Source organism: Paenibacillus sp. Leaf72 (genome assembly GCF_001422685.1).
Classification (GTDB): Bacteria; Bacillota; Bacilli; order Paenibacillales; family Paenibacillaceae; genus Pristimantibacillus.
On the sequence record NZ_LMLV01000034.1, the window covers coordinates 452,870 to 476,790 of the forward strand.

A 23,921-nucleotide genomic window follows, 5' to 3' on the forward strand; every position below is an offset into this window, starting at 1 on the left:
AGCCGTTTTTGCTTCAATGTATGCCTTTGCGTCAGCTGCTGTCCGGCTTATTTCTTATCGATAAGCGCTTGCAGCTTGTTTACCGCACTTTGATAATCAGATTTATCCTTTTCATTTAAGGACAGCTGATCCTGAAGCTGCAATTGCACCTCAAATTGCTTCATTATACTTAGCAGCTGTGATTTGGGGTTCGTCGGTTTAGCTGGCTCAATGGATTTGGTGCCCGTCTGAATCATCAGCTCACCCTGATCATCGACTTGCCCCAGAAAGATGTCCGTTAGCTCGATCCGCTGATCGCGCAGCTTTTTGTTCAGCCAGTTGTCATCAAGTCCTGACTCTCGGAGCGACTTCTTGAGCACCTTGCCATCCATAATAATCGTAGTCGCTTCCGCCTCCGGCTCTACTTGAAGGCCGAGAATATCAGCGGTCAGCGGCTGTTGTTCCTTTTTCAGCAGCACATTAATTTCACCGCTTTGCTCCATAATAGCAAATTCCACATCCGCCATCCGATAGACATCCTTTTTACGCAGCTGCTCTAGAAACTCATCGAGCGTCATACGCTCCTTTTGCAAATTTTTTCGCAGCAGCTTTCCTCTTCGGATAAGCACGGTTCCCTGCCCGTCGATAAAGTTGCGAAGCGTCTTGCTCTTCATGGTAGCAAACTCGAAGCCTACGGACACAATGACCCATACGAGCAAGGCTACAATACCCAAATACCATTCATTATCGAGATCCAGTGAAATGTACGAAGCAATGTTCCCCATCGTAATCCCCGTAATATACTCGAATAACGACAGCTGCGAAATTTGCCGTTTGCCCAATAGCTTGGTCATGACAAACAAAATAACGACCGAGGACAACGTTCGCAGCGTAATTTCCAACCAATCTTGCATAAAAGGTTTCGCCTCCTGCATTTGTTTGCTCTAACCCGGGGAGTGGAACAAACTTTGTGAGTTTTGTATTTAAAGTAGCGTAACCAGATAGGCAAAAGTCATACATATAAAGGTATCTTTTCGCCCCTCTTGCAATTGTTCTTCATATAGGCTATAATGATCTTTGATGTGTTATATTTAACCCCCAAATATCCCTCCTAGAGATTCAATGTTTTCCACAGTTTTGATCTTCTTTTCTGGATTTTCTTTTCTGTTCATTTCTGAATTCTCACGTTCGTGCTGTACGAGCTTTGATTCACACTGGCGCGGTCTAGGAGCCGCAAGGATGGAAGAGAGGTAGGGCTTCCGTTGTTTTGGAGTTAGGTTACGAGGCAAGATTATGCTGTCTTGCAAGATTAACAAGGGATATAATGGCCATTCATGTTGCTGAAGGCCCGGTTAAATATACGATACACAAACAGCGGCACCCATTTGATGGGTGCCGCTATCCAATTTTATAGAGATATTTCCGCAATTAAACGCAGGCTGCACAGCGCGAGTGGCTGCTATCTGATCTGTTTTCCCCAGACTGCGAGCCCTTTGTCATCCATTCCGGTAAATACTAGCGTAGGCTTGTTCAGCTCTGAGTCCCATGCTGGCAGCACCAGCACCGTTTCAACCCCCGCCTTCGTCTGATCCTCATCTTGAAAATACAGGCGCACCGTATGCTCGCCATCAAACTCCCAATAATTTGCTGATTCTTCAGCGCCAATCTTGCCGTCTTTTCTCAGCTCAATCGCTTCTGAATCAATCGGCCCATCTATATATTTCTCGTGCACAATGCGCTCCCATGTGCCCGCAAGCGCGCTCTTAGGTATCGTTTGCAGTTGTTCCCCCGCATATCGCTCAGGCGACACCACCGGCCACCCATCGCCAGTCCAAAGCAGCTTGCGCACATGCAAGTACATCCAGTTCGAATCCTGCTCTGGGCGAGCATGATGAACGATATAATCGCTATCGCCGTCCTGCAGTATCGAATTGTGGCCGGGAGCAATCCAGCCTTCTCCTTCCGCAAACCGGTAGCCGCCCATCACCTTGTTGCCGACATCGAAGGTCGGATCATAAGCGGTATCCAGCATATCTCTGCCGAGGGAATCGAGAAAAGGCCCTGTTATCGACGCCGAGCGTCCTACCCGCACATTATAATCCTGACTGAGCGAGTCATAGGAAACGAACAAATAATATTGCTTGAGCTCAGCATTATAAATCATATAGGGACCTTCCACTGCTCCCGATTCCGAGGCAGCGCGAGCCGCGATTTTCGTCCCGTAGCCCTGCTCCTTAAGCTTGCCCGTAGCCGGATCGAGTGGAGATACATAGATGCCTCCGAAAAAAGAGCCATACACGAACCAAGGCTTGCCTTCGGCATCCTTCACAATATTAGGATCAATGGCATTCGGCTCGTCGCCAGGCCCCGTCTTTATGACTTCTCCCTGATCCGTCCACGGCCCTTCCAGCGAATCGCTTGTCGCAACCCCAATAAACGAGCGATTTGAGCCAAAGGTCGACGCCGAATAATATAAATAGAAGCGATCGCCAAGCTTCGCCACCTCTGGCGCCCACATGCCCGTTGCCCCCGTCCACGCCTCTGCTTCCGCTGGAACACCATCAAGCGCATAGCCGGCCCATTCCCAGTTCATGAGATCCTTCGATTTTCTGACCATAAGTCCTGGCTTTGCCGTTCCGCCGACCTTAACATCCGTGGAGAAAATATAATACGTATCCCCTTCCTTAATAATAGAAGGATCATGCACATTGCTCATATTCCAGCCCTGCTCATTGTCTATATTCGCTGTATCATACATCGGGTAGCTAGGCGGCGCCTGCGGATAAACCACTTCCTCGCCCGAGCAGCCGGTCAGCCAAACCGTAGCAACTGCCGTTATCGTTAAAAAATATCGTTTCATAGGCGGCTCTAACCTTTCACGCCAGAAATGGCAACCGATTCAATAATTTGCTTCTGGAATACGAGAAAAATAATAAGCATCGGCAGCAGCGCAATGAACGAAGCCGCCATAATAAGCGCATAATCGGTCTGAATCGCATAAGTCGCGTTAAAATTCGCAATGACGAGCTGGAGCGTCTGCTTCTCCGGCGAATTCAAATAAATAATCGGCGCCAAATAATCATTCCATACCGCCATAAACCATAAAATAAGCTGTGCCGCCACAGCTGGACGGATAAGCGGAAAAATGATTTTGGAGAAAATGCCGAAATACGAGCTGCCATCTATTTTTGCCGCTTCGATAATCGCCCCTGGCACGCTCGTCAAATACTGCCGCAGAAAAAAGATCATCATAATGTTGCCGAATAATCCCGGCACGATTAGCGGCTTGAGCGTATCGACCCAGCCAAATTCAGAGAACAGAATAAACTGCGGAATCATGACCGCCGGGTAAGGAATCATTAAGGCGGATAGCAGCAGCAGAAAAATCATATTTTTGAAAGGAAAACGCAGCTTGGCGAAGGCGAACGCCGCCAGACTTGAGGTGAATGTGCCGATAATCGTCACGCACACCGTAATAATCAGGCTGTTCTGAATGCCGCTCAGCAGCGGGCCCTTTTCCCAAATTTCGATATACTTCTCAAAATGGAACGTTTCCGGTATCCATACCGGAGGCAGCGCAAAAACCTCCGCCTTCGACTTGAAGGAGGTCGACAACGTCCACAGCAGCGGGGCAACCATAAAGACGGCACCGATACTGATGACGATAAAAGCGAGCAAATCGGTCAGATTGAATCTTTTTAACGATAGCATAAGTCTGGCTTCACTCCTTTCCTGCCGGCAAGTTTATTCCATATCCTTCGAGGAACGTTCATTCATGCGGAACTGCACGAGCGTAATGACGAAAATAAACAGTCCCAGCAGCATCGCCATCCCCGAGGCATAGCCCATCTGCAGGTTCTCGAACGCTTTCTTCCATACATAGAAAACGACCGTTGCGGAGCTGTATTCCGGCCCGCCCGTCGGCGTCATAATGTTAACCTCAGTAAAAATTTGCGCTCCCCCAATAATTTTCGTTACGACGATAAAGAACGTGACAGGCTTCACCATCGGGAACGTAATGTTCCAGAAAATTTTCCAGCTATTCGCGCCGTCCAATTGCGCCGCTTCATAATAATCCTTCGGTACGCTTTGCAGCGCAGCCAAATAAAGCAGCATGGAATACCCAATATTTTTCCAGATCATCATCAATATAAGAGCAGGCTTTACCGTATACTTATCCGTGAGCCAGTTCGGGCCCTCAAAGCCAAACAGCGCTAGAAACTGGTTCACCAGACCATAATCGCCGTTATAAGCCCACTGCCACAGTATCGATACCGCTGCAAGCGAAGAAATAACCGGCACATAATAAATGACCCGGAACGTTGTCGTGCCGAACATTTTCCGATTCAGGCCCATCGCCAGCAGCAGCGCTAATGTAATTTCAATTGGAATACCAATCATCATAAAAATCGTATTAAAGCTCGCTTTATAAAAAAGCTCATCGGCGAGAATATCTTTAAAATTGTCCAGCCCAATAAACGTCATCTGCCCGAGCCCATCCCAATCGGTAAAAGAACCATATAGGGAGTACAGCAGCGGGTACAGCGTAAACAAAAGATAGCCTATAACGGGCGCCAGCACGAATAAATACCCGTAATAGCCTTCCTTCCGGTAAAGATTCGACCTTACTTTCATGTTTCACCCCTCAAAATGACCGGAAGCCAGAGGAACAGGCACTCTTTGCAGCTGCCCCTTGAAAACCAAGGACCGTGCTTCGCCTGTCCTCCGTCCTTCCGGTACTGAGATTAGCTTCTGCTTGCAACCATTATTTCTTGGATTTCGCTTCTTGCTCAACCGCTTTATCAAGCAGCTTCTGCATCTTCGGCTGCTCCGCCTTCACGTAGTCCGCTGCTGTCACCTTGCCATCAAGCACAGGCTGAATATCGGTGAAAAACAGCTGATACCATTCGGAGTTGTATGTCAGCGTGTTAGGCATTGGCTTGCCGTAATCCTCTACGATACGGAGGAATTCAGCTTTGTTTTCAGGCTTCGTCGTCGTGTCTGCGGCCCATTTTTCCGCCATATCAATCAGGTTCGGAATTTGCACCTTCGCATCAACGAGCTGCTGCATGCCTTCCGGCGATGCGGTCAGATACGTTACGAGCTGTGCCGCTTCTTCCGGATTTTTCGAGCCGCTGGATACGCCGATGCCAAGCGAGCCAAGGAAGGTCGCGGATTTGCCGGTCGAGCCAGCAGGGTAAGGGATCAAATCATAATCGAAAGGCAGCGTCTCATACGTCGCAAGATCCCATGGACCTACCGGGAAAAAGGCAAGCTCGCCCTTCATCCAGCGCTGATACGTATCAAGCGTCGCCGCATCTTCAATGGATGGCGTAATTTTATAAACATTTTGCATATCGGCAAAATATTGCAGCGCCTCCGCGAACTTCGGATCGTCAATCGTCACCTTCGTATTCGTTGCGTCCAGCCAGTCTGCCCCATTGCTCCAGACGAAGGCCTGCAGCGCCCAGTTGACATTAAAGCCCGTTCCGTACTGATCGATTTTGCCATCGCCATTCGTATCCTTCACCAATTGCTGATTGACCTTGATGAATTCGTCCCATGTATACGGCTTTTCCTTATCCGGCAACGGGATTCCAGCCGCTGTGAACATGTCTTTATTGTAGCCGAGCGCAAACGGGCCCACGTCCTTCGGCAAGCCATAGATGCTGCCCTGGCCTACGTTATTGCCATCATAGCGGTAAATATCTACGCCACGCTTCCATAGGTTATCGAAGTCGACATCCTTCACGTATTCCGTAATATCTTTCAATACTCCCGCATTCACATAAGCTCTTAAATCGCCTGGGTCAAAATAAAAGACGTCCGGCACGCTTTTGCCCGTAATGGCTGCTTTCAGCTTCGTCGCGTATTGGTCACCCGTTGTCGTAATGATTTTCACCTTTACATCAGGATGATCGGCCTCAAACTTCTTGACCGTCGCCTCATACGCCTTCTGCTCCTCCGGTCCGCCGCGGAACATGAAGCTGATTTGCTTCGTGCCGCCCTGCCCAGTCTCGGTGCTTCCTTCTGTTTGCGAATTGCTGCTGCAGCCCGCGATAACGCCCCCCAGCACAATCGTCGCTGCCATTGCTGCAAGTAAACTTTTTTTCATCCTCAAACCCTCCTCCATAAAATGAAAACGTATTCACAATTTCGAAAAGTTGCCTTGCATCATGATGGTATAAGTACAGTGCTGGCTCACGCGACACATCCGTTTGCAAGTCAAAATCGCCTTTCAACCGTTGTATCGCGCCTTATTAATCCTATTGCTTCACAAACATTAATAATATATGTATTAATCATTAATGTTTTTATTATTTACGATAATAGTTCAAAGCGCTTACATTGTCAACTATATTTGTTTGATTTTTGGAATTCCTTTGCGCTCAGCCAGCTTCTTACTTGCCGTCCCGCACCGGGACGCCAAAGCTAGGCTTGCCATCCGCTGTCCAGCCGAATACTTGTGCCCTCGTGTGGCGATTCGGATCGTAAAGCGGATCCCCTGTAATCTCCTTATAATTGCGGGCATGGTAAATCAAAATATCCTGCTTGCCATCCGGCGACACCGTAAAGCTGTTATGTCCAGGTCCATATTGCCCGTTCTCTTCACTCGTTACAAATACAGGCTCCGGCGCCTTGCTCCATGAAGCCGGGTCGAGCAAATCGCTGTCCTCGGAAGCGCTCAGCAGTCCCATGCAATAATGGTGATCGGTTGCGCTGGCCGAATAGCTAATAAATATCGTCCCGCCACGCTTCAGCACCGCAGCTCCTTCATTGACGTAAAAGCCGATTTTCTCCCATTCGTATTCGGGCTGGGCAATCATAACCTGCTTGCCGCTCATCGTCCAAGGATTGCTCATCGCCGCAATATATAAATTAGAGTTGCCTGCGATCGCCAAATCCTTCTGCGCCCAGACGAGATATTGCGTGCCCTTATGCTCGAAGCTTGTCGCATCCAGCGCAAACGATTCCCAATTGGCGACAAGCTGCCCTTTTTCAACCCACTGGCCTTCCAGCGGATTGGCTGATTCATTTTCCAATACGAACATGCGATGGTCGAACAGCCCCTCAACTGTCTCCGTCGTACGCGCCGCAGCGAAGTAGATATACCATTTGCCCTGAACAAAATGCAGCTCCGGCGCCCAAATGTTCGCGCTCATCGGTCCCTCGGCATATTTTCGCCAGACGACAACTGGCTCTGCTTCCCCCAGCTGCTGGATTGTGCGCGCTCTTCTAAGCTCAATGCGGTCGTATTCTGGAACGGAGCCCGTGAAATAGTAGTAGCCGTCGGAATGGAGATATACCCATGGATCCGCACGCTGCGGTATAATAGGATTGACGAAAGATTGCTCGGCTTGAATCTGCTGCTCCATCATAATCAAAACCCCTTTGTTAATTATTCATAAATATATTACTTACTTCCTTCGATGTTAATATATCAACAGCTTTACGCCGCTGTCAACCAGATCATGCCTGTTTGAAGGCGTTTCCTTGTCTGTTTTGGCCAAATCATGTATCATTAGTCACAATCAGTGTTATTCACATATTCATTAATATTTCAATTTCCGGAGGACGCCACGTTGAAAATAGAACTTTCCGAACAATATTTGCCTGTATTCGAGGCTATATCCAGCAACGTCCGCATCCAAATCATTCACCTTCTATCGCAAAAATCGATGAATATTCGCGAGCTTGCCGAAGCGCTCGGGCTTAGCAGCGCCATTATGACGATGCATGTCAAGAAGCTGGAGAAAGCAAACATTATTCACTCGGAGATGACGCCCGGCAAAGGCGGGGCAGCGCAGAAGGTTTGCTCGCTCAGCATCGATAATTTGGAAATCATGTTTCCAATCAAGGATGTGATTCCTCGCGAGGTGCGGCGAACCGATATTTCGATTGGCCATTTTACCGATTTGGACATTTCGCCAACCTGCGGCATTTGTACGAGGGATTCCATCATCGGCATATTCGACGATCCGAGGCATTTTCTTGATCCAGAGCGGCTGAATGCGAAAATTTTGTGGTTTGGGCAAGGGTATATTGAATACAAGATGCCTAATTACATGCTTGGGAGCGAAAATCCGGAGCAGCTCGAAATTTCAATGGAAATTTCCTCGGAGGCCCCTTTCACGAACAACAATTGGCCTTCGGATATCAGCTTCTTTTTCAACGGCATGAAGGTTGGCATGTGGACGAGCCCCGGCGACTTTGGGGGCAAAGGCAAGCTTAATCCGCCATGGTGGTTCGAAAGCGTCAATCAGCATGGGCTGCTCAAGCATTTGATCGTGAAGAAGGAAGGCACCTTCATGGATGGCATTAAACTGTCCGATGTGACGATTGACGATATTGATATCCGCAGCAACCAGTGGACGTTCCGCATCGCCGTAGAGGAAAATGCCGAGCATATTGGCGGCGTCACGCTGTTCGGCTCCGGCTTCGGCAACCATAATCAGGACCTGGTGTTCCGCCTGTATTATACGAAGCAGCCTCAGGAGAAGGAGATCGAAGCTTAGGCAAAGGTAACTCCCTGCACAATGACAGATTTGGCGGACACAGCAGCCGCTATTTCAACCGAATCATGGGTTAAGGCACAAGTGGCGGACTCAGGAGCCGCTATTGTGCTGCAAATGACCATTTTGACGGGATAATGACGGTGATAGCGGCTTTCCTGTCCGCTTACGGCCTGAAACCGGGTCAAAAGCCAGAATAGCGGAAACTCAGTCCGCCAAAAAAGTGTGAGCGTTCCCAAGCTGCTGCGCGGTCTAATCAAGGGTGATTTAAACAAAAGTGTTCTCAGTAACAGTGGTATTAGCAACGGTGTTCTTAGCAACGGTGTTCTCAGCAACATTCGCATGCTGCCGTACCCCACCCCTGAAACTGAATCGCAAAATGAGATTGGCCTTGAATAAACGCTAAGCATGGTACAGCAGAATAGCTCTGGTCTGCATACCCACCTAGTATAACTGCACGCAAAAAAGCTGCATCCTTAGTGGAGGCAGCTTTTTCGCATGAACAGGAAGGGTTGAGATTATTGATTTCAGTGAGTATCAGGAGAATGAAAAGCATTCATATTCACATATTGATTAACGGGCTTGCGGTAGCCGCGCGGGCGCTCTTTGTTCGGATCGCTTTTGCCCAGTGTTATGAGCATAACCGGCACATAACGCTCGGGGATTTCAAACAGCTCCTGCACTTTATCCGCGTCAAAACCAATCATCGGGCATGTATCCCAGCCCTGGTCTTTGGCGATCAGCATCAGCTGCATCGCAGACAGGCTCGCATTGCGAATCGCATCGTCCCGCTGGAACAGCTCGCCGCGCGATTCGTAAAACTGAATCACATTTTCATTTTCCTGATCATAATCAAGCTTGCTCATCATGCCCAGCGCGAGCATCCCTGCGTTCAGCTCTCCAACATTAAGGTGCGCCTTCGTATCACCAAGCACGATGATGGCCGCAGAAGCATTTTTTACTTTATATTGTTTGGAAGCTTCATAGATTTTTTCTTTGCTTTCCTCGGATGTCGCCACGATGTAGTGGCTGTGCTGCAAATTAAAGGCCGAAGGAACGAAGCGGTTTAGTGAAAAAAGCTGCTGAAGCTCCTCCTCCGATATCGCTACATTTTCCACAAAATTCACTGCCGAACGACGTTTTTCGATAATCGTTTTAAGTTCTCCCATGTTCAAACGCTCCCTTTGAAAATCATTTTTATGTAAAGCGGCCTACAAGCTTTCTTCTATGTTTGTAATTATAATATATTTGCTTTATTTTTGTAAGTGGTTTACGAAAAAAATTTTCGTTATGCACACAAAATAAATTCAACTACTTTCATGATAAAATAATGCCTGATAAGGAAGTGTCCCATTAGTAAAAAAGATGTGTTCTGATTCAAAATTCGTTGTCTGCTATTGGTACTCATGGAGTCGTGATGACAATGATGATGGGATATTTCGCTGCGAACAACGCTATCTAGCATTTTAGTCTTACTCGAGTGCTTGATTACAACATTGTTAAAGAGCGCGGTATCACCTTCGGAAAAAAGGGAAACCGCTTTATCGTTCATTCCCGGAAAAACTTCATTAGTAAATACAATTAATTCATTACCCGCATAGTATTATCGATATCCGATGTCATGATCGACTTTAGCTGGGGTGAGTAAGCCGATTTGATCATAATGTCGGTCGGAGTGTTGCAATCGTTATATGGCCCAACTTAGCCATCTCGCCAATCGAATAGTATCGTTTCATTAGGTGTACTCCACCTAGTTGACTCTAATGTAACATGGGGGTTTATAGTCGAAATTTCAAAACTGTCTATTCATTATGCTGTGCCTGATGTCATCGCATCCTTAGCTATGAGCATGTACGGGATATTAATTATAACGCTGTATTGATCGGTATGACACGGGGATTGTGTTTCGTCATCAATTAAGGGGAGAATCAACTTGCTAGAATTAAAGAACTTATCATCTTGAGGATCAGAGTTGTGTTAACCGTAGGCATTTTATGTGCAAAATACAAACGTCAGTCCATTATTAGGCTGACGTTCGCATGTGAAAATTACTGCATGTATATTAGGTATCAGTCCTTTTTGGAGAAAACGCATTATTTCAAGCCCGTATTGGCAATGCCTTCAATAAACTTGTTTTGAGCCAGGAAGAAAACGAGCAGAATCGGGACTGTTGCTATGGTCGAAGCGGCAAGCAGCAGCGGCCAGTCCACTCCGGCATCCGTAGTCAGCATGGATAAGCCGATCGGCAGCGTGAACAATTCCTTCGTATTTAAATAAATAAGCGGTTCAAAAAACTCGTTCCAGCTATTCATAAATGTAAAGATGCTTACGGTTGCCAATGCGGGTGTGGCGATCGGGAGCATAATCGACCTGAACGTGCGCCACGGCGAACACCCATCCATTTTGGCTGCTTCATCCAGTTCAATAGGAACAGTAATTAGAAACTGACGTACGAGAAATACTCCGAACATCCCTCCCGATCCAAGCATTGGCGGAAAAATCAGAGGAATATGCGTATCGATGAATCCGAGGTTTGACATCCAGCTGAATAAAGGAATGGCCGTAACTTCGGTGGGAATCATCATCCCGCTGAGCAGGAACAGAAAGATCGCGTTTTTGAATGGAAAGTGCAATCTGGCAAACGCATAGCCTGCCAATGCGGACAATAAACAAGTGCCTGCCGTGACGAGCACCGCGATATACATACTATTAAAAAAGTAGAGATGAAACGGCATCTCCGTAAACACGCGAATATAATTGATCCACTCCCAAGCTGCGGGTATCCACTGGGGGGGAAATAGAAACACCTCTGATTCCGTCTTCAAGGATGTGCTGACCATCCAAAAAAAAGGGAACAACACGATGAGGGATACGATTGTTAGAACCAGATAGGATGCAAGGTTGGATGTTATCTTTTTATTGTTCATAATGTACCCATCTCTTTCTTAGTTTCCACTGTATCAAAGTCAGAATCAGGATAATGCTGAACAAAATAAATGCCAGTGCCGATGCATAACCGAATTCGTAGGCGCGGAACGCTTGTTTGAAAATGTAGAAGACCATCACGTACGTGCTTGTTCCCGGACCTCCGCCTGTCATCACATAGATTTGTCCGAACACTTTAAGAGAACCGATAACGGTAATTATCGTTACCATGAATACGGCTGGCGTAATCATTGGCAGTGTAATGGATTTAAAGGTTTCCCAGCGCGAAGCGCCGTCAATTTTGGAAGCCTCGTAATAATCCTTTGGCACATCGTGCAAAGCGGCCAGGAAGATGACCATGTTCATGCCCACACCTTTAAGCGCACTGACCACTATAACGGTAGGCATCGTCCAAGTTTCCGAGAAAAGCCAGGGAATCTCCGTTCCGCCAAACGTTCGGATCAGCAGATTGACTAAGCCGCCGTCCGTAGAGAAAATAAACTTCCATACGATCCCCCAAACCACGAGGGAAACGACTACCGGCGTAAAGATCGCAGTCCGAAACAAACCAATGCCCCATATTTTCCGTTTCAACAGCATGGCCAGCAAAAGCGATAATACAATGTTCAGCGGGACCAAACCCGCAGAGAAATATATAGTATTAACGACCGTATCCCAAAAGACGGGATCATCGCGCATGGCGTAAATATAGTTATCCAAACCAATATACGCCTTATTCCCAAATAAGGACCAATTCGTAAAGCTCATCACGAAAGCGTAAACGATCGGGCCAAACAGGAAGATTAAATATCCCGCCACAATAGGCAGTATAAACAAATATCCCGCCCACATTTCTTTTGATTTCATAGTTGCTAAACCTGCTGGCTTACCTCCGGCCATTTGCGCCTACCTCCTGTTGTGAATATGACGAAACCCTCTCTTTAATATACGAGATCGCCCTATTGTTCATATGGCGATCTCGCAATACTCCACCGTTCAGGAGGGTTACTTCAATAGAGGATTAATGCTGTCTTCCATAATTTTCAACGCTTGCTCGGTTGTCTTGGAACCGAGCAAAATCGCGTCCAGGTTTAATGTCACATGCTCGTCAATCTTGACCCAGTTCGGATGGGAAGGCCGGATTTCACCTTCGGCCAACCGATCGTATGCAGCCACTTTCATCGTTTCAACAGTCGGGAACGAGAACTTGTTAAGATACTCATCGGAGTAAAGGACAGACTTTCTCTGCGGCACAAAAAACTGGGCTACTTTTGCTGCATTTTCCTTATTACTAATAAATTTTAAATATTCCAATGCTTCTTCCGGATACTCTGCATCTTTGAAGATCGAATAGCCTCCAAAGCCGATAGGCACCGTGACGCCATGGTCGCCTTTCGGAAGCGGAGCAATATCCCACTCGAAATCGACTTTGTCACGGTAAGCGCTTGTACGGGTAACGTTCTCAAACGCCATACCAAGCTTACCTGTATCGAAAGTTAACTGCTCACCGATGCTTGGATGCGCTTTCTTATCGATCAGCCCTTTAAAGAGATTGATCGCTTTGGCCGTCTCCGGCGTGTTCATAGCGAATTGCGTTGTGTCTTCGTTGAAGATTTCGCCGCCCATCGCCCAAATCAATGGAATCAGATTATCGGACCAGTTGGAGGAACTTTGTATGAACTTCACGCCGTATACCCCTTCTTGCGGTTTGGATATCGCTTCGGACGCTTTGACCATCTCATCGTAAGTCCAGTTGCCCTCTTCATAAAGCTGCATTGGCGACTTCAATCCATTCGCTTCAAACAGCTTTTTATTGTAGAAAACGACCTGAGGCGGCGTAGAAAATGGAATGCCGTAGAGCTTGCCCTCCTTTTCAAATGCAGTGAGCGTGGATGGCAGTATATCATCGAACGCATAAGCCGCATCCTCTTTCACGGACGAAATATCCAGCAGCTGGCCCCCATTCATAAATTGCGGAATCATGCGCTCTGAGATCCATACGATATCAGGCGAAGTTTTGGTCGCTGCCATGATCGCCAGTTTCTGCTGGTAGTCCGCCCACGGAATCACGGTAGTTTTGACTGTCACATTCGGATGGAGCTTATTGTATTCCTCAGCAAGCTCGTCATACAATGCCACCTGGGCATCGCTGCCCCAAACGGACATCTCAAGCTCCACAGGATCTTTTGATTCAGCAGCCACTTCCGCACTCGGCGTATTGTTCGCATTTTCCTTGTTTGCCTTTGCGGCGCCATTATTGTTCTTTCCATTTACTCCGCATGCGCTCAGCAAGCCGAGCAGCAATATAACAGACAGCAAGACTAACCCGTATTTCTTCATCTTTATGCCCCTCTCAATGTTTGTAATCGCTTTCTATTACTAGTATAAATTTGATGGCTCCCAGAAAAAATAACACGAAATCGAGAAAAACTATGTAAATTCGAGTACTTTAATAGAATCAGGTATATAACAGAAATTCGGCCTAAGCCCGCGTGACAAGGACTTAGGCCGAGATGGTCCCTAATCGTTGACGAAGCCGACAAACACCTCATTGATTCTGGCCATCATATCATTCGAATTGCCATTGCCCCATGACGGACGGACAAAATGGAAGCGCACGGCAGTCGTCACGATGGGATTTTCCAAATTCAACATCGTATACTGACCCCAAAAAGCGTCCTGATCATTATCTCGGACTTCGGCTATCGTCTTCCATTCTCCGTCTTCCAAGAACTGCAGATCAAAATCTCTGACATGCCAGTTGGCCGAGCCTATAACCGGCACATGTCCGCTCCACAGCTTCACTTGGTTGATCGTTTGCTCCGTTGTCCAGTCCAGCATCAGATAAGGCGCTTGGGAGCCGTTTGATATCCAGCGGGTTTCCAAGCTTCCGTCAAGTACTCTATCTTTTGTATTTGTACCCAACGTGGAGTCGACCGACAACTGCGCAGTAATCGCTAGATTATTGGTTACATTAAGAACGAACGTTCCAGTGCGAGCAACGCCATCCAAGACGACAGCTGCCTGCAATGTAGCTTCTCCAGCTTGAAGCGCGGTAACCACGCCCGTATGATCAACAGTCACTAGATCCGGCGTCAGACTTATGAAAGATATGTCCGCATTTTCCAACGAAGCCTCCGATCCTGTATTGTATGTGCCGGTCACATGCAGTTGGGTAGTCATGCCCGGCACCAGCTGCGAACGATCCGCCTTTACCGCTACGGCCGCAAGTTCGACGGGAGGGTAAGTTTCAACCCGCAGGTAAGGCCTATAGCTGGAGTCGGTTCCATTATATAGCTGCGTCAAGTAACCGATTTGATCGGCATCCTGGGCAAAAGCAAGCGATATCGTCCGATCTCCATCCAGCCGTTCTTGCAAGAGCACAGTCGCATCGAATACATACCAGACATTCTCGCCGTTATTATTCAGCTGCACAGTCGAGAGCTTCTCGCCCAGCTCTGGCGGAGACTGGTACGAATTCCATTGCATTGTATCGCTGTCCCAGTCATTGCTGTCCACTGCATAGAGAGAAGTTGCAGCTCCCGTCTCTCCAGCAGGGCTCTCCAGCGCCTGTCCATAAACATAGAGCCAGGCGGTAGCCAGCTTGCCTTCAATGGGATTCAGATCGAATTGCAGATAGCTCCTCGCCGATTCGCTATCTTCTCCACCCTTAATCTGTAAGAGATCCGTAACCGGGGCGTTCTGAGCATTTTTCTGTACACTTGCCGCCTTGGTTGCCGACAGCAGCTCGGAAACCGCCACTTGATTCTCATAATCCGTCCCATTATTTCCGCTGATCTCATTGCCAAAGAGACGAATATTCGTACCGTGCGAGATCATAACGCCATTCGTATTCCCCGTAACATGATTGTCCTGAATGACAATATTCTCGGGTATTCCTGCGCCATTCCCGGCGTTGGTCGGATCGCCATCGTCTTTCATGGCAATTATGCCCCAGAAGTCGGGAGCCGTATTGTTCACGATCTGATTGCCCTTCACTATCGTTCCGGGCGCATTTTTCAGACGTATTCCCTGGCTCCCCGCGTTCGTAAATCCGGTAATGGTATTATTCTCGATAATCGTATCCGGAGATTCCAAATACACCTGTACCCCATACCGTTTCACATTCTCGATTAAATTGTTATGAATATAATTGCCAGGTCCCGCGGCATCATGTGTAGCGCCCGGATTGCCAACGCCGACAGCCGCTTCGCCGCCGCCAACGATATGGTTGCCGCTTACTTCATTCATATACTCGTCTTCTCCATGGAAATCAATAGCGTCTAATGCCGAGTTCAAGTAGTAGTTGTTTTCAATGAGATTGTTATGCGTGTAAGAATGCGCCATCGTTCCGTGACGCAGATAGGGACCGATAAACTCGTTGTTGCGAACGACATTGAAACGAGAATCGTCCTCTCTGCCGAGCCGACTTTCCTTGGACTTGCCTTCGATGGACACGCCATATCCATTTCCGCCCTCGGCTAAGTTCGTCGCGTTGCGAAAAAGCGAATTTTCCACAATGACATCATGACTGTTCGTAATGACAACGCCGATCCGTTGAAACTTCTCGATCGTCAGATTGTCCAGCGTAATGTTATATGACGGTTTGCCGGAAGCGGCGGTAATCATGATCACCTGCTTAGGTCCGCCCCGATCCGGATTCGCAACCGACGTATTCGTTGAATAATTCAAGTCCCAGCTGGATGTAACTGTCATGTTGCTGATCTTAATATTGTTTTGTCCAGCCATGCGAAATACGATGCCTTCAACCGTAGCATATTCTTCCTGTTCATTAGCATGGTCGGAGACCAGCAGAACGCCATCCTGACTCTCGCCGCGCATCTGCACGCCGGATTTCATAATGAAATGGGTAACTCCGTCCATATCTGTGCTCGTTAATTGATAGTGTCCGTTCGGAAGATAAACTTCGTCCCCAAGCGTCGCTGCAGCCAGTGCAGCCCGGATAGCTTGAGCGTCATCAATTCCGTTGTCGGCAGGATCGGCGCCGAAGTCCAAGACATTATACGTAGAACCAGTCACTGCCTGAGCCTCATGCGGCACATGCGGTGTGCCATCCGCATAATAGAGACCAGCTTTTGTCGGAATTGGGGAATCCGGATCCGGTCCTGTTGGTGGAATCTCCACATCCCTTAATATAACCCCGTCCACATGGGGAGGGTAAACCTGAATTTCCGTTATGCTTGTCCATTCGCTTGCTCCGCGCCCGACAACCCGTACATAACGGGCAGTGGAGGCTTCAAAACCAAAGGCTTCAACCTGCGTCGTCGTGCCGCTGCTGTCGCCGCTGTATAAGCGGGTCCAGTTGGTCTGGTCGTTCGAAACCTCAATATCAATGGTCTTACGGCGATTGTCTCCCCGGTAGAAAGCAACTCCCAGATAAGAAACCAGCTGTTCCGAGCCCAGATCCAGTTCGATCCATTGCCCGTCATCATACGCCGACCACCTTGTCTGAATATCGCCGTCAATGGCATACTCCGGAATATTGGAATCGCTGCCGCTGGCCCGATAACCCGCGACCGTCAGCGGGGTTGCTGAAGCACCACTAAGTGCCGTTGTGGATACGATCACCTCATTGCTCGGCACAGAGGTCAACTCAGTCGTCGTATGCGCTCTTATGGTAAAGGCGTATTCGGTGCTAGGCTCCAGATTGAACACAAGCGCGCTATATAGACCGCCATTCGCATCATAGGTGGAAAAACTTACGGAAACCGCAGGACTGTCGCCGTTGTAGATCACATATTGGCTAACATCAGAGCTTGGCAACGGATTCCACTGCAGCTTGACAGTTGTGCTCGTCGTCTCCATGACGTGAACAGCGAATGGCGGTTCCGCCTCAACATTGTAATCGTCCGGAGCGACGTTCTCGAAATCCTCGAATACGATCCGGTTAGCAGACTCCGCTTCGGCTTCGGCCTGCACACGGCTCGAGCCCATTAAACCCGTGAACAGCATACTTAGGATTAATAATAACGCTGTAGATCTTTTTGTACGAATAGTCATTATCCACCACATCCTTTCTTTCATGTCATTTCATTTGCTCTTCTCTTGCAGTCTCACTGTAAGCGCTTCCAATAAAACCCAGACCAGATTTCCTCTTACACCTCCCGAATATCCGAATGCAATCATTCTGTCGCAATACATGAAGTCTCTGCACCAATTGGAAGCGCTTAATAACAAGTATACAAGTCAGCCTGTCAGTGAAAAACAACGCAATTTCGAGAAAAGATACGATATTTATAGCATCTGTTTTGTTTTGTGCTCAATGATCTAACCGGCCTTAGTTCAGCGGCCTTTTTCTATATTCGGTAGGCTTCGCTCCGCAATGCTGCCGAAACACGGCCATAAAGTGATTGGCGCTGGCATAGCCGCAAAGGTTTGCGACCTCGTATATTTTCAGATGTGTATGGGTCAGCAGCTCCTTGGCTTTACTCATCCGGCAGGCCGTCACATAATCAGAATAGTTTTGCCCGGTTTTCACTTTAAACAATGTGGATAAATATTGGTGATTCAAATGCACCTGCTCCGCGATGAATGGAAGTGAAACATCCTGATCCAGACAAGAGGCGACCAGTTCCTTCACTCTTCGAATCGTCAGATCTTCATGGGCTGCTTCGGCGTTAGGCATCTCTACCGCCCGCTCGCGGTCCAGCCGCGCTTTCAAATTCAATAGAAAATAGGAAAGCTCAATCCGGTCCACCGGCTTCAGGATGTAATCCGACGCATTGTGACGCATCGCCGCCTTGGCATAAGTAAAATCTTCATGCCCGCTGATGATTAATACAGGAAGGTTGGGATACCCCCCCCGGACATGCCGCAATAACTCGATTCCGTTCATCTGGGGCATACGGATATCCGTGATCAGCAAATCCACCGACTGCATTCTGAGAAGCTCCAGCGCAGCGAAACCGTGCTCCGCTTCTGCGGTTACCCTGTAACTGCCGATCACTTCCTCTATCATTATCTTTAACCCTTCTTGAATTTTCTTCTCGTCTTCTACCAGCATCACATTGTACATTCTAATTCCCCCCAACGTAATGGCAGCCGGATTCTCCATAGTGTTCCGGAAGCCTCATCGCTCTCCACGCTTAAGCCGTATTCCACGCCATAAAGCAGTTGAATGCGATGGTGAATATTTTTGATGGCATAGCCTTTAAGTGTGTCTCCAAACTTTGGACGGCTGCCGTCCCGCTCCGGCTTGCACAACATCTGCTCGCGAACCTCCAATAAACGTTGCGTCGGCATCCCCACCCCATTATCCTGTACAGTCAGGAGCAAATCCTGATCCAGCACGGATGCCCTGATCGTTATCGTTAATCCTCTATTCCCCATTCCGTGCTCCAATGCATTCTCAACCAGCGGCTGAAGCAGCAGCTTTGGTACAAGACAAGATTCGAAGGACGGATCCACATACATTTCCGAACACAGCTTCTCGCCATGTCTGGATAACTGAATTTGCAAATAGGCGTGAACGAACCGTATCTCCTCCTTCAATTGCACCGGCCGTTCCTGCTTGTCAACCGTGTATCTCAGCATTTTCCCCAAGCTGGCAACAATGTCGCTGATTTCGAGATTTCTCTCCTTCAGCGCCTGCATGCTTACCAATTCCAACGTGTTGTACAGAAAATGCGGATTAATCTGGCTTTGCAGAGCCGACAGCTCGGCTTCGCGTTCGCGCAGCTTCGTTTCATATACTTCCTTGACCAGCCGCTCCACTTCCGTCACCATCAGATTAAAACCCTGGGCCAATTGCCCAATTTCATCGCGATTCATCAAGCTCAAATCTGCCCGTTCGCTGAAAGCCCCGTCCTTTACCCGCCGCATGCGCGATTGAAGATAACGAATCGGCCTGACCAGCCGCTCTGACGTAAAGATCGCAAGCAAATAGGCAATGATAAGCGATATTACTGAAATGAGGATCGTAAATCCGACGATTTCCTTGCCTCCCCGTTGCAAATCGGCCATCGGGATAAGTCCGTGAATATTCACTTTCGTTGATTTGGAGTGCATGGTTGTGTACATATAAGTCTGGTCATTCCAATCTATCGTTCCGTCCCCCGGACCGGTATCCGGGAAATTAACCAGTCCATCCGGAAATAACAGCTCGCCGTTATCCTTTGTCAAGTAAAACTGGCTGTTGTCGCTGAGCCATACTTCTGACAATAACGCTTCGAGCTCTTTCATGTTAAAATCAATTTTGACGACCCCGATGCTTTGCCCCGTTGCAGGGTGATTCAATGCTCTGGCAGCGGAAATTACCCGCTCCGATCGTTTGTAATAAGTCGTCTCGTGAGGTTCGATGATGACAAGCCTTCCTTCAGCATCCAACACCTCCTGCATCCAGCCATTTCCTTTCTCGTTCCAATAACGCTGTGTCAGTTTTTCTTGAACGCTGTACATAATACCGTCGCGGGTAAAAAAAATCATTCGTTCAATTCCAGGCTGATCCAATGTGAGCGAAGCTGCTACTCTTGCCATTTTGGTAATTTCCGCTGACGGAATAAGCTTCTCCTCGCCTGGTTCTTCATAACTGTGCTTCTCCAAAATACGCAGCACATCTTCGTTATACAAGGGAGCCACCGTTATTCTGTCCGCACCTTTTATCGTATTTTCCAAATTAATTTTCACTTGATTCATAATTTGCATGGAGTACGCTCTGGAGTTTTTTTCGGTTTCCTCCGCAAAGTTATTGTAAGTGCTGATTCCGCTAATCAGGAATGGAATGGTGATGAGCAGAACGAACATGGTTATAAATTTGGCTCGTATCGAAATATACCGCTTCATTTCACCGACTCCTCCTGACAGATTATAAGCGCAAACATATACTATCACACGGTAAAAAAAAGGCCGCTCATCCGGTAGAATGTTTGTTTTCCAACAAACTTCCGATACGAGGCGACCTTATGAAAAAGTCTACCATGTTCCATTTATTTCTTCAATTGAATTTGGCCGTTATCTCGCTGGCGGATGCGAGCTATACAGTCTGCCCACTGCGCAGCAGCGCGCCATTTTGAATTAGACGCTCCTGCAGCTGTCCAATGTCGATTTTTCCCGGTGATATACCCTGCTCCCATCCAATTGCTGCCGCCGTACCGGCAGCCTGTCCCGTCGCCATGCAGCTAGGTGTCAGACGCGTCGTTGCCAGCGCCTCATGCGTCGTCGAAATGCAGCGGCCTGCCACGAGCAGATTGTCAATCCGCTTTGGCAGCAAACAGCGGTAAGGAATATCGTATGCCCCGTCTCCCTTGACCCATGCGGCCTGTACGCCCTTGCCGGACGGATCGTGAATGTCGATGGGATAGCCGCTTCGTGCAATGCAATCATCAAACGCGCGTCCATCTACAACATCCTGTACTTGGAGTGAATAGCAGCCGTCTATTCTGCGGCTCTCTCGTATGCCGATTTGCGCTCCGACCGAAGAGATGGAAGCGTTCTCGAAGCCTGGCAAGCAGCGGGTCATGAAATCCGCGACCATGCGCACCTGCTTCCTGCCCTGCACCTCTCCTTCCGTCAAATCCTCCAATTCAGTTCCATCCAGCCCTTGAACACGAGTCGTATTGACAAGCACTTCGTCCGGTCCCGGACCTGTGAAGAAAAGGACCTGGTCTCTGTTAATGGGCAGGTCAGCCTCCTTCCAATGCTTGAAGTAACCCAATACGCCGGTCAATGGCAGTTCCTCCAGCTCATCGAAAGGCGTCTTCTTGTAAAACTCGTCCGGATGGTCGATCATATACCGTTTAACTCTCGCCAGGTCAACGCCTCTCATTCGGAACTTCATCGTCATCGGCTGCGTCAAATTGTCGCTGTCGCGTCCCTGCAAGCACGGCGCACCTGACAGATAGGCAAGATCGGCATCCCCTGTCGCATCGATGAACTGCGATGCCGAAATTTCGTACTTCCCGGACTTGGTAGCCAATCGTACCGTTTCAATGAGGCCGTCCCTGGTCTGCACTTCGTCCATGAAGCTGTGCAGCAGCACCTTCACACCCGCCTCGCGCAGCATATCAATGATTAACACCTTATACACTTCAGGATCATAAGGGGTGATCGTCTTTACAAAGCCTACCGTATCGCGAACATGACCGGGCGAAGCCCCCTCGACCATCAAGCGGTCTACAATTTCCTGCGCCGTTCCGGCAATGACCTGCTTGCCATCCATCGTGTGAAAGGTCATCCATGGATAGACCAAAGCTGTAGTCGACATGCCCCCAAGAAAACCGTATCGTTCAACTAGAAGTGTTCGCGCCCCGCTCCTTCCAGCTGCCAGCGCCGCATTAATCCCCGCCGGCCCTCCGCCGCATACCACAATATCCGTCTCTATTTTTCTCACACTTAACCCCTCCTCTGAAAGTATTTTCATTATAGGAGTCGGGGGACTTCTAAAGTAGTTCAACTTTAGTTTAAAATAGAGCTGTCAAGCGTTAGCGTGGACAATGGCTTTACGTTCGCATCCCCTAACCACACGGAGAAAAGAGGAAGGCGGTTTTGAAATTGGGAACTCGTAAATCGATTACTCTGCACGATCTTTCCAAAGAACTTGGTATTTCGATTCAGACCATATCCAAAGCGCTGAGCGGACGAGCCGGCATGTCAGAGGAAACGCGAAGCCGCATTATCCGAACAGCCTTCGTACGCGGCTATTTGACTGTATCTCAGGCACGTGCGATGGTCAGCCGCGGCATCACGCCCTATCCAACCTTCCAATTTCGATTTGTATTGATACAGTCTCGGCAATCTATGAATTACAACGTATTGTTGACAGAGGGGATAAGAGAGAGGCTCGATCAATTGGAGCATCGACTGGAAAGCTATGTGCTGGATGAGGATGTGCCGGATCACGCATTCTCGGACTGGATGGAGCAGCGCAATTTGCCGACGGCCGACGGTCTGTTCATCGCACCCCGACTGCTCTCGGACTCCACAGAGCGCAAGCTGTTCGAGCTGCCTTTACCCAAGGTGCTGATTAATTATCCGAGACCGCTTTCCCGAATCGACAGCGTAATCTGGGATGTGTTCGAAGCCGTCTGCTTGGCCGTGGACCGGCTCGCGCAGCTTGGCCATACCCGTATTATGTACGTAGGAGATATTCACAGCCAGCGAGGGTATACAAGAAGATGGCAGGCGTTTGAGGAAATGATGGGTGAGCTTCAGTTGGATCATGACGCAGAACTGCATATAACGGACGTTTGGGACGAGTTCATGCTGATTGACAAGCTGCGCAGCAGCCAACCAACATCAATCATTGCCGCCATCGATGAAGATATCGTAAGGCTGTACGACAGTCTTACCTCCCTCGGCTATCGCATCCCGGAGGATATCTCCCTAGTCGGCTTGGCCAACGGACCGGTGGCGGCGCTGCCGCATTTAAGCCGCCCCCAGCTTCTGATCAGGGAGACCGGATATAAAGCGGCTGAGAAAATGCTGTGGCGCCTCGCCAACCAGGGCGAGCCCTATGAGCATATCCGCATTGCCGGCCCTTTCCACAACGGGCAAACCATCCGGCGCTTCAGCTGAGAAGCGCCGGATGGTTTGATGTTCGGAAGAACTGAGCTCTCTCTACAAAAAAAGCAAGCAAAGCTGTTCCGGTTGTTCGATTCGCAGCTCACTGAGGTTCGCCTTTTCGGCAGTCGCGTTCTCAGTCTTCACCGAACTGATTCGGTTGCAAATTGGACATTAATTGATATAGATTGCTAAAGCTAGTTTGCACGCAGCCCATCGGTGTTGTTCTGCAAACATCCTGTTCTACTACGTACCACTCGACTCCGTTCTCCTCTCCCCAGCGAATAATCGGTTCAAATTCAATCAATCCTGTACCGATTTCCGCAAATGCCTGCTCACCGTCTGCGGTCATATCCTTCATATGGACAATCGGCATCCTGCCCGCATATGGTTTGAAGAATGATGCTGGCTCAAAACCGCACTTTTGAAGCCAATATACATCCAACTCTGCGAGGATTTCATTGTCTACAGCAGCCTCAAGCAAGTATGAAAGCGCGTCCTGCCCCTCTATCACCGTTTCAAATTCAAAAGCATGATTGTGATAGCTGATTCGGAAGCCTTCGCCCTTCAAATGCTTCGCAATACCATTCAAATCTTTCTTCAGTTGTTTGTATCCGCCTTCATTTCGCAGCTCAGCGGGAATACTTGGGCAAATAATATCCCGCGTGCCGAACAGCCTGGCGTCCGAGACCACTTTGCCTGTGTTCGTAACAATGTCATGGAAACCAACATGCATGCCCGCGGTCTTCAATCCAACTTCGTCCAAAACCGCTTTGAGTTCCTGCGGGTCATAGCCTTGAAAGCCCGCAAACTGTACACCGCCATAGCCAATTTTACTTATTTTACGAAGAACTCCAGGGAAATCCACATGGCATTCCTCGCGAAGCGTATACAATTGAACCGCAATCTTATCTTTTAACAAACTACCATCTCCTTTACTTAATTAATCCCCAGTATAGTGACAATTGATTTAGATGTGAATATCCG

The 23,921-nt window shown here is 48.5% G+C and carries 17 protein-coding genes; 2 read left to right on the forward strand and 15 right to left on the reverse strand.

Annotation, left to right across the window (positions count from 1 at the left end; translation table 11 throughout):
- Positions 1-47 precede the first annotated feature (47 nt).
- The 6 genes from ASF12_RS31250 to ASF12_RS31275 form a co-directional block, all read right to left on the reverse strand.
- Positions 48-893 (reverse strand): DUF421 domain-containing protein, encoded by an 846-nt coding sequence (locus ASF12_RS31250; protein WP_056042929.1) that lies wholly within the window; start codon positions 891-893, stop codon positions 48-50.
- A 545-nt stretch (positions 894-1,438) separates the two neighbouring features.
- The gene (locus ASF12_RS31255; protein WP_442952568.1) at positions 1,439-2,818 is read right to left on the reverse strand and encodes an arabinan endo-1,5-alpha-L-arabinosidase; all 1,380 of its coding nucleotides are present in this window, start codon (positions 2,816-2,818) and stop codon (positions 1,439-1,441) included.
- A gap of 29 nt (positions 2,819-2,847) precedes the next feature.
- Positions 2,848-3,690, reverse strand: a complete 843-nt coding sequence (locus ASF12_RS34900; protein WP_046231421.1) for a carbohydrate ABC transporter permease — start codon at positions 3,688-3,690, stop codon at positions 2,848-2,850.
- A 33-nt stretch (positions 3,691-3,723) separates the two neighbouring features.
- On the reverse strand, positions 3,724-4,614 hold the full coding sequence (locus ASF12_RS34905) for a carbohydrate ABC transporter permease (RefSeq protein ID WP_056042933.1): 891 nt from the start codon (positions 4,612-4,614) through the stop codon (positions 3,724-3,726).
- 130 nt (positions 4,615-4,744) lie between these two features.
- On the reverse strand, positions 4,745-6,094 hold the full coding sequence (locus ASF12_RS31270; RefSeq protein ID WP_056042935.1) for an ABC transporter substrate-binding protein: 1,350 nt from the start codon (positions 6,092-6,094) through the stop codon (positions 4,745-4,747).
- 286 nt (positions 6,095-6,380) lie between these two features.
- Positions 6,381-7,355 carry a glycoside hydrolase family 43 protein gene (locus ASF12_RS31275; RefSeq protein ID WP_056043044.1) on the reverse strand — a complete coding sequence of 325 codons (975 nt, stop codon included), beginning with the start codon at positions 7,353-7,355 and terminating at the stop codon, positions 6,381-6,383.
- Between the two features lie 207 nt (positions 7,356-7,562).
- Between ASF12_RS31275 and ASF12_RS31280 the strand changes: the two genes are divergently transcribed.
- Positions 7,563-8,495 carry an ArsR/SmtB family transcription factor gene (locus tag ASF12_RS31280; protein ID WP_056042937.1) on the forward strand — a complete coding sequence of 311 codons (933 nt, stop codon included), beginning with the start codon at positions 7,563-7,565 and terminating at the stop codon, positions 8,493-8,495.
- Positions 8,496-9,019: 524 nt separating this feature from the next.
- Here the strand turns inward: ASF12_RS31280 and ASF12_RS31285 are convergent.
- The 8 genes from ASF12_RS31285 to ASF12_RS31320 form a co-directional block, all read right to left on the reverse strand.
- Entirely contained in the window at positions 9,020-9,661 is a 642-nt protein-coding gene (locus tag ASF12_RS31285) for a nitroreductase family protein (RefSeq protein WP_056042939.1), read from the reverse strand.
- 924 nt (positions 9,662-10,585) lie between these two features.
- The gene (locus ASF12_RS31290; protein ID WP_056042941.1) at positions 10,586-11,419 is read right to left on the reverse strand and encodes a carbohydrate ABC transporter permease; all 834 of its coding nucleotides are present in this window, start codon (positions 11,417-11,419) and stop codon (positions 10,586-10,588) included.
- Complete coding sequence (locus tag ASF12_RS31295) at positions 11,409-12,317, reverse strand: carbohydrate ABC transporter permease (RefSeq protein ID WP_235533329.1); 909 nt, start codon at positions 12,315-12,317, stop codon at positions 11,409-11,411. Before ASF12_RS31295 ends, ASF12_RS31290 begins: the two co-directional genes overlap by 11 nt.
- Before the next feature lie 105 nt (positions 12,318-12,422).
- Positions 12,423-13,757, reverse strand: coding sequence for an ABC transporter substrate-binding protein (locus tag ASF12_RS31300; RefSeq protein ID WP_056042943.1), 1,335 nt, complete (start codon positions 13,755-13,757; stop codon positions 12,423-12,425).
- Between the two features lie 180 nt (positions 13,758-13,937).
- Positions 13,938-17,438, reverse strand: coding sequence for a galactose-binding domain-containing protein (locus ASF12_RS31305; protein ID WP_162241953.1), 3,501 nt, complete (start codon positions 17,436-17,438; stop codon positions 13,938-13,940).
- 277 nt (positions 17,439-17,715) lie between these two features.
- Complete coding sequence (locus ASF12_RS31310; protein ID WP_056042948.1) at positions 17,716-18,453, reverse strand: response regulator transcription factor; 738 nt, start codon at positions 18,451-18,453, stop codon at positions 17,716-17,718.
- Complete coding sequence (locus ASF12_RS31315; RefSeq protein WP_056042951.1) at positions 18,441-20,219, reverse strand: cache domain-containing sensor histidine kinase; 1,779 nt, start codon at positions 20,217-20,219, stop codon at positions 18,441-18,443. The genes ASF12_RS31310 and ASF12_RS31315 overlap by 13 nt, the downstream gene beginning before the upstream one ends.
- A 190-nt stretch (positions 20,220-20,409) precedes the next feature.
- Positions 20,410-21,795 carry an FAD-dependent oxidoreductase gene (locus tag ASF12_RS31320; RefSeq protein WP_056042953.1) on the reverse strand — a complete coding sequence of 462 codons (1,386 nt, stop codon included), beginning with the start codon at positions 21,793-21,795 and terminating at the stop codon, positions 20,410-20,412.
- A gap of 125 nt (positions 21,796-21,920) precedes the next feature.
- Here ASF12_RS31320 and ASF12_RS31325 point away from each other — a divergent pair, with 125 nt between their 5' ends.
- Positions 21,921-22,949: a LacI family DNA-binding transcriptional regulator gene (locus tag ASF12_RS31325; protein WP_056042955.1), complete on the forward strand. Its 1,029-nt coding sequence runs from the start codon at positions 21,921-21,923 to the stop codon at positions 22,947-22,949.
- Positions 22,950-23,070: 121 nt separating this feature from the next.
- Here ASF12_RS31325 and ASF12_RS31330 read toward each other — a convergent pair whose 3' ends face one another.
- Entirely contained in the window at positions 23,071-23,856 is a 786-nt protein-coding gene (locus ASF12_RS31330) for a sugar phosphate isomerase/epimerase family protein (RefSeq protein ID WP_056042957.1), read from the reverse strand.
- Positions 23,857-23,921 lie beyond the last annotated feature (65 nt).